Genomic DNA, 10734 nt, shown 5'->3' with positions numbered 1-10734 from the left:
GTCCTGTTTCACGTGAAACAGGACCGGGCCCCGGCCGTTCGGTTGCGGTGCGGAGGGAGCGGGCGGGGTCGCCGCGCAGACGGCGGGCCCGGGCTCAGAGGCCCAGGTCCTCCAGGGTGTACGCGGTGACGTACGGCAGGCCGGCGGCCTCGATGGCGGGGGCGGCGCCGCGCTCGACGATCACCGCCACGCCGACCACCTCGGCGCCCGCCTCGCGCAGCGCCTCGACGGCGGTCAGCACCGAGCCGCCGGTGGTGGAGGTGTCCTCGACCGCCAGCACCCGGCGGCCCTTGATCTCCGGGCCCTCGATGCGGCGCTGCAGGCCGTGCGCCTTGCCCGCCTTGCGGACCACGAAGGCGTCCAGTTCACGCCCGCGCGCGGCGGCGGCGTGCAGCATCGAGGCGGCCACCGGGTCGGCGCCCAGCGTCAGCCCGCCGACGGCGTCGTACTCCAGGTGGGAGGTGGCGTCCAGCATCACCCGGCCGACCAGCGGGGCGGCGCGGCCGTCCAGCGTGATCCGGCGAAGGTCGACGTAGTAGTCGGCCTCCTTGCCGGAGGAAAGGGTGACCTTGCCGTGGACGACGGCCTTGTCCTTGATCTGTGCCAGCAGGGCGTCGCGGTCGTTGCTCATGAGCGTCCAGTCTAGGGGGCGGCCCCCGGCTAACGGCGGCGCAGGGCCCTGACCAGCACCACCGCGCCGCCCAGCAGGGCCACACCGCCGCCGATCACCCACGGCACCGCGCTGCGACCGCCCACGCCCGGCACCACGATCCCGCCGGCGTCGCCGCCCCAGCGGGAGGCCGCGCGGGCCCGGGCGCTGCGGGCCGGCAGGGCGGGCGCGTACGGGCCGCGCGGCGGGGCGTGGTCGACCTCCTCGGCGGAGCGGCCGACGATGCTGCGGCGGACCGGGCCGCCGAGCACGGGGTCCTGCTCGTACTCGAAGGGCAGCTCGGAGGGGAGGTCGGCGGAGACGGCCTCCTCGGCCCCGGCCCCGGCGGCGGTGCGGTCGGGCTGGTCGACGTCACCCACGGGGAGGCCGAAGCGCTCGGCGTCGGCGTCGGAGAAGGCGATCAGGTCGGAGAGGTCGTCGTCGAGGTCGTCGCCGGGCTCGCCCTGGCGGTCCTCCTGGTGGTCCTCCAGGAACACCACGGTGGCGGTGCCCGGCGGCTCCTCGTCGTCCTGGCCGCCGTCCTCGACGTCATCGGCGTCCTCGGGCTCCTCGACGTCATCGGCGTCCTGGCCGTCCTCGGCGTCTACGGTGCCCTGAGCGGGCCGGTCGGCCCGGTCGGCCCGGTCGTCCTCGGAGGTGTCGGGGGACTCGGCTTCCCGGCCGTCCTGGCGGGCCGGGCCGTCCTCGGCGTCCCCGGGGCTCCCGGGGTCCTCCGCGGCGGGCTCCCGGGCCGCGCCCGGAGCCTCGTCCGCGCCCACGGCCGCCTCCTCGTCCTCGTCCGGGACGACCTCCGGCGCGCCGTCGGGGGAGGCGAGGGCCGCGGCGAACCGGTCCAGCAGCCGGCGGCCGGTCGCGGCGAGGGTCTCGTCGTCGAACTCGGTCAGCCGCCCCGAGGCGGTCAGGTCGCCGGTGAAGCGGACCACCGCCGTGCCGTCCTCGGCGCCGTCGGCGACGCTGACCCGGACGGTGGCGGTGGCCTCGCCACTGCCGCGGGCCTCCTGGCCCTCGGCGAACGCGGTCAGCACGCCCTCGCGGCCCTCGATCAGTGAGAGACCACCCTTGTAGGTGATGGTGGAGGTGCCGATCCGCAGCTTCAGCCGCCCGGCGATCTCGTCGGCCGGGCCGCTGCCGACGGCAGCCGGTTCGGTGCTCAGCCCCGGCACGGAACGCGCCAGCAGCGCCGGATCCTGCAGGGCCTGCCGGACCAGCCCGGCCGGCATCGGGACGACAACCTCATGCTCCATGTCAGGGAGCCTACCGACCGAACCCGTTCCGGGCCCCGCCCTGTCCCCCAGCTGTCGCCCGAGCCCCGCCCCGGGGCCGTTCCGGGTCGGGGCCCCGGGCCCGGAGCGGCCCCGTACGGGCGCCGGGGCCCCCGTACGGGCTCCGGGCGCCGGAGGGGCTCAGCGGGGGCCGAGCAGGGTCAGGGCGGCGGGTGGACGGGCGGGGCGGGCCGCGGCGAGGCGGGCCGCGGACGCGCGGAGGGCGTCGGGGGTGAGGGCGCGCGGGGGCGGCGCGTCGGGGGCGAGCGAGAGCGGCGGCTGGGCGGCGGCGGCGAGCAGGAAGGTCTGGTCACCCTCCGGTCCGGGGCGGCAGCTGGCCGTCGCGCTGCCCGCGACCGCGTACGGGACGGTCCGCAGGCCGGCGGCGCGCAGGCCCGACTCGACCTGCCAGAGGCCGTGCCGGCCGCCCGGTTCGCCGCCGCCCCGGACGGCGAGCCGCCCCCCGGGGGCGAGCAGCCGGGTGGTGAGGCCGTAGAACTCCTGGGAGTGGAACTTCGCCGGGCCGCCGTCGGCGGGCGCCGGCAGGTCGGCGAGGATCACGTCGAAGGACCGGCCGGGAGCGGGGCGGGTGGTGCGCAGCCACTCCAGCGGGTCGGCCTCGGCGGTGCGGACCCTGGGGTCCTCCAGCGAGTGCCCGGAGAGGGCGGCGAGGGCCGGGTCGGTCCGGGCCAGCCGGGGGAGCGCCGGGTCGGGATCGACGACCAGCACCGAGCGGACCCCGCCGTGCCGCAGCACCTCCCGCAGGGCCAGCCCGTCGCCGCCGCCGAGCACCAGGACCCGGCCGTCCGGGCCGGCTCCCATCGCGGGGTGGACGAGGGCCTCGTTGCCCCGGTACTCGTCCGGCCCGCAGACCGCCAGCCGGCCGTCCAGGTAGAGCCGGAGCGGGCCCTCGGCGGGGCCGGTGAGCACGACCTCCTGGTACCGGCCGTGGGCGTACCGCACCTGCCCGCCGTACAGCGCCTGCCGGGCGGCGCGTTCGACCGCGCCGGACCAGGCGGCGGCCGCGGCGAGCACCGCGAGCACCAGGGCGCAGCCGCCCCAGAGCATCAGCCGGACCCTCGGCGCCGGTTCCTCGCGGAAGAGCCAGAGCACCACGGCGGAGCCGGCCACGGCGTTGACCGCGCCGGTGACCAGGGCGCCGCTGCCGGGCCCGAGGGCGGGCAGGATCAGGAACGGGAAGGCGAGCCCGCCGATGAGCGCGCCCACGTAGTCGGCGGCGAAGAGGTCGGCGACGGCCCGTCCGGCGTCCTCCCGCCGGATCCGTTGGACGAGCGTCATCAGCAGGGGGATCTCGGCGCCGATCAGCACGCCGATCAGGCAGGTCATGCCGACCATGGCGGCCTGGTAGCGGCCGATCCAGGCCCAGCACGAGTAGAGCGCCAGGACGGAGAGGCCGCCGGTGAGGGCGAGGGCGCACTCGACCAGGGCGAAGGCGGTGGCCGGGCGGCTGGTGAACCGCTTGGCGAGCAGTGAGCCGAGGCCCATCGCGAACACCATGACGGAGAGGACGACGGAGGTTTGGGTGACCGAGTCCCCGAGCAGATAGTCGCCGAGCGCCACGAGTTCCAGCTCGTAGACGAGTCCGCAGGCCGCGCAGACGAACGCGGCCAGCAGGACGGCCAGTCGGGCGAGCCGCGGGCGGGAACGCAGCCGGCACCGACGGCGGGCTGGCAGGGGGGTCAGGCTCCGCCCGAGCCGGGGTGGGCTGCCGTCGTCGAGGTCGAGGCCCGGCTGTGCGGGGGGCGGACCGGCCGGATGGTTGATCACGAACAAACGCTAGGCGACGTTCGGGACGGACGGCTGCGCCCATTCGACGGACAGCTAGGCGTGACAGGTTGACGAATCGTTCCTGCGTACGAATGAAAGATCGACGGCAGGGCTATGGAGGGCTCGGTCGTCGCGGTCACCGGAGGACCACCAGCGAGGACCGGGTGCAGACCAGCTGCCCCTCCTGCGGGTAGGCGTGCCAGGTGCGCCAGAGCAGCCGGTCCGCGCCGCCCTGGGTGACCAGGGCGGTGAAGGCGCTGGGGTCTCCGGGGAAGACCCCGGCCAGGCCGCGCGGGTGCCCCTCGACCAGTGCCAGCAACTCCTGGGCGCGGGCGGCGAAGTCGTGGGGCGGCAACGCCTCGATCCGGGCCGCGAACTCGTACTCCCAGCCGTCGACCTGTTTGGCGACCCGGGCCGGCAGCGGCGTTCGGCGACCGGGCAGGCAGGCGACGGTCTCCAGGCAGTGGCCCGGGCCGGCGGTGATCACCACCTGGTGCGAGGCGCCCAGCAGCCGCAGCTGGAGGGTGCCGGGCGGGCCGGGGTGGCCGGGGCCGTCGAGTCTCAGGTCGCGGACCGCGAGAGCGGGCAGCGGGTCGCCGCCCAGGCACCAGGCCAGGTCACCCGCGCGGGTGTCCGTGTAGGAGGTCTGCAAAGTGGTGAGCATGCTCGGCTCCGCGTTTCAGCTCCGTGCGCGCCCGCCGAGCAGCAGCGAGTTGGCCTAGGCAAGGGCGAGGCTGTTCGTGGCTGTGCGGTCCAGGGCGCGGCCGACCGTGGAAGGAAGGATTCCGGCTGGAGATTCAGCAGCAGAGAAGCACGAATACGCCGGGTCCGTCGGTGATTTACCCAACTTTGTCAAGCATTCACCGTTTCGAGCACATCTGCTTCCCTGCTCTGATCGACCCGGTGTGCGACTATGCACCGCGCGCGCCCCTCGCCCCGGATCGCACGCCGTGTGAGCTGCTCATGCGCTGTTCACACGACCTGTACGCCCCCTGCCCCGCCGCGCCGGGCGCACGGCGCCGGGCCGTCATCGTGGCATGCCGCCGGGGCATCGGAAACTGCCCGACCGGCAGGGAAAGCCCTTACCGTTCAGGTGAGTTGACGAATCGTCGGAACGTGCGAGAGGTCCCGCAGATCGGTCAGAGCCGGGCGAGCCGGGTGACCGCCTCCTCCAGGACCTCGACCTTCTTGCAGAAGGTGAAGCGGACGAGCGAGCGGCCCGCGTCCACGTCGTCGTAGAAGACCGCGTTGGGGATCGCCACCACGCCGCACCGCTCGGGCAGCGTGCGGCAGAACTCGATGCCGTCCTTCTCGCCCAGCGGAGTGATGTCGGTGGTGATGAAGTAGGTGCCGGCCGGCCGGAACACCCGGAAACCGGCGGCGCCCAGCCCGTCCGCGAGCAGATCCCGTTTGTGCAGCAGATCCGCGCGGAAGTCCGCGAAGTAGTCGTCGGGCAACTGCAGCGCCTCGGCCACCGCGTACTGGAAGGGTCCCGCGCTGACGTAGGTCAGGTACTGCTTGGCGGTGCGCACCGCCGCGACCAGGGGCGCCGACGCGGTGACCCAGCCGACCTTCCATCCGGTGAACGAGAAGGTCTTGCCCGCCGAGGAGATGGAGACGGTGCGCTCGCGCATGCCGGGCAGGGCGGCGACGGGGTGGTGGGCGCCGCCGAACACCAGGTGCTCGTAGACCTCGTCGGTGACCACCAGGAGGTCGCGCTCGACGGCGAGTTCGGCGACCGCGCGCAGCTCCTCGGGGGTGAGCACCAGGCCGGTGGGGTTGTGCGGCGAGTTGAGCAGCAGCAGCCGGGTACGCGGGGTGACCAGTGACCGGAGCCGGTCCAGGTCGGGGCGGAAGTCGGGGGCACGCAGCGTGAGCGGGACGCGGACGGCGCCCGCCATCGCGATGCAGGCGGCGTACGAGTCGTAGAACGGCTCCAGGGCGATCACCTCGTCGCCCGGCTCCAGCAGCGCCAGCAGCGTGGCGGCGATCGCCTCGGTGGCGCCCGCGGTGACCAGCACCTCGGTGTCCGGGTCGTACGCGAGGCCGTAGAAGCGCCGCTGGTGACCGGCGATCGCGGCGCGCAGCTCGGGGACCCCGGGGCCGGGCGGGTACTGGTTGCCGAGCCCCTCGCGCAGCGCACGGACGGCGGCCTCGCGCACCGCCTCCGGCCCGTCGGTGTCCGGGAACCCCTGGCCGAGGTTGATCGAACCGGTCGCCACGGCCAGCGCGGACATCTCCGCGAAGATCGTGGTGCCGAGCCCCTCCAGCCGGCGGTTCAGCAGCGGCCTCGCACCCATCACGGCTCCTCACACCTCGTGGTCGACCCCCATCCTCGGGCCAGGGGAGGGCCCGGGACAAGGACGGCCCGCCGGGAACGGCGCCGGCCCGCCACCGGAGTGCCGGTGGCGGGCCGTGGCGGAGGGCCGGAGGCGGAGGATCAGGCCTCGTCGGTGCCCTCGGAGGGCTTGCCCTCGCCGTCCTCGCCCTCGATGTCCTTCTGCAGGCCGAGGCGCTCGACGATCCACTGCTCGAAGCCCACCGCGGCCTGGGTCCAGTTGGCGGTGGTGGTGACGAAGTAGTCCAGGTTGACGCCGGTGCCGACGATCATCTGGGCCTCACCGATCAGCCGGACCACGCCGTCCTCGTGGGTGTGCGTGTAGACCTTGGGCCAGAGGGTCTCGCGGTTCCACTCGTCGATCAGGTCGAGGATCTCGGCCTTGTCCTCAAGGGGGTACGAGCGGTCGTAGAACGCGCGGACGGCGAAGAGCTCCTTCTGCTCACCGCGGAACATGTAGTAGACGCGGAAGCCCTCCCAGGGGGCGGTGAGGTCGCCCTCCTCGTCCACGACGTGCTTCAGCTGCATCTGGTCGAGGAGCTGGCCCACCAGGGCCTGGTCCGGGACGATGATCGGCGGCGGGCCGTCCGGACGGCCGCCCTGACCGCCCGGCTGCCCGCCCTGGGGGACACCGAACGACGGGATGGACGACGGGTCGATGCTCATAGGGTCCTCTTCCTCAGTGCACGTGGTGGTCGGCAATGAGAGGCCGCCCTTCCACCTCCCATCCTGCCTCATCGGGGCCCTGCCTCACAGGGGAGACCGCGCTCCGGCCGGGCATGGCCGGATCATGGCGCACCCCCGGTGACCGGACCCGGTCACCGGGGGTGCGCGCGGCAGGTCACCGGGGGTGGCGGGCCCCGCTGACCGGGTCCGACGAGGTCCGCCGGCGCTACTTCTCCAGTGGTCCGCGGGCCCGGACGGTGAGGCGGTCGGTGTCGTCGTCCCGGTCGACCAGGACGGTGTCGCCGTCGTGCACCTGGCCGGCCAGGATCGCCCTGGCCAACTGGTCGCCGATCGCCGACTGCACCAGCCGGCGCAGCGGCCGCGCGCCGTACGCCGGGTCGTAGCCGGTGAGCGCGAGCCAGTCGCGGGCCGCCGCGGAGACCTCCAGGGTGAGCCGCCGTTCGCGCAGCCGGGCACCGAGCGCGGCCACCTGGAGGTCGACGATCCTGCTCAGCTCGGCGGTGCCGAGCGGGTCGAAGACCACGATGTCGTCGAGCCGGTTGAGGAACTCCGGCTTGAAGGCGGCCCGGACGGAGTCCAGGACGAGGTCCTTCTTCCGCTCCTCCGGGGTGGCCGGGTCCACCAGGAACTGGCTGCCCAGGTTGGAGGTGAGGATCAGGATCGCGTTGCGGAAGTCCACCGTGCGGCCCTGGCCGTCGGTGAGCCGGCCGTCGTCCAGCACCTGGAGCAGGACGTCGAAGACCTCGGGGTGGGCCTTCTCCACCTCGTCCAGCAGCACCACGCTGTACGGCCGGCGGCGGACCGCCTCGGTGAGCTGGCCGCCCTCCTCGTAGCCGATGTACCCGGGCGGCGCGCCGACCAGGCGGGAGACGGAGTGCTTCTCGCCGTACTCGCTCATGTCGATGCGGACCATGGCCCGCTGGTCGTCGAAGAGGAAGTCGGCAAGGGCCTTGGCGAGTTCGGTCTTGCCGACGCCGGTCGGGCCGAGGAAGAGGAAGGAGCCGGTCGGGCGGTCCGGGTCGGCGATGCCCGAGCGGGTCCGCCGGACCGCGTCCGAGACGGCCTGCACGGCCTCTGTCTGGCCGATCAGGCGGCGGCCCAACTCCTCCTCCATGCGCAGGAGTTTGGCGCTCTCGCCCTCCAGCAGCCGGCCGGCCGGGATGCCCGTCCAGGAGGCGACCACGTCGGCCACGTCGTCCGGGCCGACCTCCTCCTTGACCATCGAGGCGGAGCCGTCCTGGGCGGCGGCGCGCTCCTGGGCGTCGGTGAGCTCCTTCTCCGCGGCCGGGATCTCGGCGTACATCAGCTTGGAGGCGCGTTCGAAGTCGCCGTCCCGCTGGGCGCGTTCGAGCGCGCCGTGCAGGTCGTCCAGCTGCTCCTTGAGCTCGCCGACCCGGTTGAGGCTCTTCTTCTCCTGCTCCCACCGGGCCGTGAGCACGCTCAACTGCTCGTTCTTGTCGGCGAGATCGCGGCGCAGCCGGGCCAGCCGGTCGACCGAGGCCGGGTCCGACTCCTTCTCCAGCGCCAGCTCCTCCATGCGCAACCGGTCGACGGAGCGCTGGAGTTCGTCGATCTCGACCGGCGAGGAGTCGATCTCCATCCGCAGTCGGGAGGCGGCCTCGTCGACCAGGTCGATCGCCTTGTCGGGGAGGAACCGGGAGGTGATGTACCGGTGGGAGAGCGTCGCCGCGGCGACCAGCGCGGCGTCCGCGATCTGCACCTTGTGGTGCGCCTCGTACCGGCCCTTGAGGCCGCGCAGGATGGCGATCGAGTCCTCGACGCTGGGTTCGCCGACCAGCACCTGCTGGAACCGGCGCTCCAGGGCCGGGTCCTTCTCGATCCGCTCCCGGTACTCGTCGAGGGTGGTGGCGCCGACCATCCGCAGCTCGCCGCGGGCCAGCATCGGCTTGAGCATGTTGCCGGCGTCCATCGCGGAGTCGCCGCCGGCGCCCGCGCCGACCATGGTGTGCAGCTCGTCGATGAAGGTGACGACCTGGCCGTCGCTCTGCTTGATGTCGTTGAGGACGGCCTTCAGCCGCTCCTCGAACTCGCCGCGGTACTTGGCGCCGGCCACCATCGCGCTGAGGTCCAGCGAGACCAGGCGCTTGCCGCGCAGCGACTCCGGCACGTCGCCGGCCACGATCCGCTGGGCCAGGCCCTCGACGACGGCGGTCTTGCCGACGCCGGGCTCGCCGATCAGCACGGGGTTGTTCTTGGTCCGGCGGGAGAGCACCTGGACCACCCGGCGGATCTCCTGGTCCCGGCCGATCACCGGGTCGAGCTTGCCGTCCCGGGCGGCCTGGGTGAGGTCGGTGCCGTACTTCTCCAGTGCCTTGTAGGTACCCTCCGGGTCCGGCGAGGTGACCCGGCCGCTGCCCCGGACGTCCTTGAACGCGGCCAGCAGGGCCTTGGCGGAGGCGCCCTGCTGCACCAGCAGCTCGGCGACCGGCCCGCCCTCGGCGGCCAGGCCGACCAGCAGGTGCTCGGTGGAGACGTACTGGTCGTCGAGGTCGTCGGCGCGCCGGCCGGCCTCGGTCAGCACCGCCAGGGTGTCGCGGGCCAGTTGGGGCGCGGCGACGGTCGAGCCCATCGCGCTGGGCAGCCCGGTCAGCAGGCGGCGGGCCTCGGCCTCGACCCGCGACACGTCGGCGCCGACCGCCTCCAGCAGCGGCCTGGCGATGCCCTCGGGCTGTTCCAGCAGCGCGATCAGGATGTGCACCGGCTTGACGTCCGGGTTCCCCGCGCCCCCGGCCTGCCGGATCGCGGCGGACAGGGCGTCCTGCGTCTTGGTGGTGAACTTGCTGGCGTCCACTGCTGGGGTGTCCTCCCTTGTCGTGCGTTGGTTCTGCTCTCTACAGCATGCACTAAGTTGAGTCTATTCCGCTCAACTTTCAGATGAACGGTCGGGGCGCCCGTGCGGGGCGGGTCTCCGGGCCCCCGCGGCCCGGTTCCCCGCGGCGCCGTTCTCCGCGGCCCGGGCCCCCGGCGCGCCGCCGCCCGCGGGCCGGATCCCCGGAGCCCCGGCCTCCGCCGTCCGGGCCGCCGACCGCCGCGCCCCGGTCGCCCGCCTCGGGGCCGCCGTCCGCCGGGTCAGCGTCAGCAGCTCCCGGGCCGGCCCGCTCGGCCGCCGGCCGGCCGGCCAGACCGCCCGCAGCGGCCGTCGCAGGTCCAGCCCCTCCGCCAGCGGCACCTCCACCAGCCGCCGGGTCGCCAGCTCCTCCACCACCGCCAGCTCGCTCAGGCAGACCGGCCCCGCGCCGGTCATCGCCGCCGCCTTCAGCGCCGTCGACGAGGCCAGCTCCAGCCGCGGCCGGGCCGCGCCCCCGTACGGCGCCAGCGCCATCTCCAGCACCTCCCGGGTCCCCGAGCCGGGCTCGCGCAGCACCAGCGGCGTCGCCGCCAGCTCCGCCGGGGTCAGGGGGGAGCGGCGGCGCGCCCAGGGGTGGCCCGGCGAGACCACGACGACGAGCCGGTCGGCCGCCACCACCGCGCCGGCCAGTCCGGGCGGAGCGGAGGGGCCCTCGACGAAGCCGAGGTCCGCGTCCCCGGCCAGCACGTGCCCGGCCACGTCCGCGGAGTTCGCGGTGCGCAGCGTCACGGCGGTCCCCGGGCTCGCCTCGTGCAGCGCCAGCAGCCACCCGGGCATCAGGTACTCGGCGACGGTCAGGCTGGCCACCACGGTCAGCCGGGCGTCCCGGCGCTCGCGGAGCGCGTCGATCCCGGCGTCCAGTGCCTGCGCGGCCTCCACCACCTGCCGGGCCCACTCGACCACCAGCCGACCGGCCTCGGTCGGCCGGGAGCCGCGCGGGGAGCGGTCCAGCAGCGGGACGCCGATCAGCCGCTCCATGCCCTTGATCCGCGCGCTGGCGGTCGGCTGGCTCACCCCGAGTTCGGCCGCGGCCCGGCCGACGCTGCCGAGCCGGGCCACTGCGAGCAGCAGCTCCAGCGCACCGAGTTCGGGGACGCGCGGGGAGAGGGCCATAGGTTCA

The 10734-nt window shown here is 74.4% G+C and carries 7 protein-coding genes and 1 pseudogene; all 8 read right to left on the bottom strand.

The features are described 5' to 3' along the window. Window positions 1–94 precede the first annotated feature (94 nt). A complete protein-coding gene (gene pyrE / locus ACFWOG_RS23405; RefSeq protein ID WP_329884873.1) occupies window positions 95–631 on the bottom strand; it encodes an orotate phosphoribosyltransferase in 537 nt (178 codons plus the stop codon). A 29-nt stretch (window positions 632–660) separates the two neighbouring features. Continuing rightward, window positions 661–1914 (bottom strand): hypothetical protein, encoded by a 1254-nt coding sequence (locus tag ACFWOG_RS23400; protein ID WP_380360743.1) that lies wholly within the window; start codon window positions 1912–1914, stop codon window positions 661–663. Between the two features lie 159 nt (window positions 1915–2073). Beyond that, window positions 2074–3720 (bottom strand): polyamine aminopropyltransferase, encoded by a 1647-nt coding sequence (locus ACFWOG_RS23395; protein WP_380360741.1) that lies wholly within the window; start codon window positions 3718–3720, stop codon window positions 2074–2076. 136 nt (window positions 3721–3856) lie between these two features. Beyond that, window positions 3857–4384 (bottom strand): DUF2617 family protein, encoded by a 528-nt coding sequence (locus ACFWOG_RS23390; RefSeq protein WP_329884875.1) that lies wholly within the window; start codon window positions 4382–4384, stop codon window positions 3857–3859. Between the two features lie 475 nt (window positions 4385–4859). After that, complete coding sequence (locus tag ACFWOG_RS23385; protein WP_329884876.1) at window positions 4860–6020, bottom strand: pyridoxal phosphate-dependent aminotransferase; 1161 nt, start codon at window positions 6018–6020, stop codon at window positions 4860–4862. A gap of 140 nt (window positions 6021–6160) precedes the next feature. Beyond that, window positions 6161–6724 (bottom strand): YbjN domain-containing protein, encoded by a 564-nt coding sequence (locus ACFWOG_RS23380; RefSeq protein ID WP_329884877.1) that lies wholly within the window; start codon window positions 6722–6724, stop codon window positions 6161–6163. A gap of 226 nt (window positions 6725–6950) precedes the next feature. Beyond that, entirely contained in the window at window positions 6951–9557 is a 2607-nt protein-coding gene (gene clpB, locus ACFWOG_RS23375) for an ATP-dependent chaperone ClpB (RefSeq protein WP_380360738.1), read from the bottom strand. 273 nt (window positions 9558–9830) lie between these two features. Then, window positions 9831–10727, bottom strand: a pseudogene (locus ACFWOG_RS23370) (LysR family transcriptional regulator); the annotation flags it as partial. Window positions 10728–10734: the final 7 nt, after the last annotated feature.

This window comes from Kitasatospora sp. NPDC058406 (genome assembly GCF_042722765.1).
GTDB lineage: Bacteria > Actinomycetota > Actinomycetes > Streptomycetales > Streptomycetaceae > Kitasatospora.
Note: the sequence above shows the minus strand (reverse complement) of the source record. Positions and strands in the feature narration are given on the sequence as shown.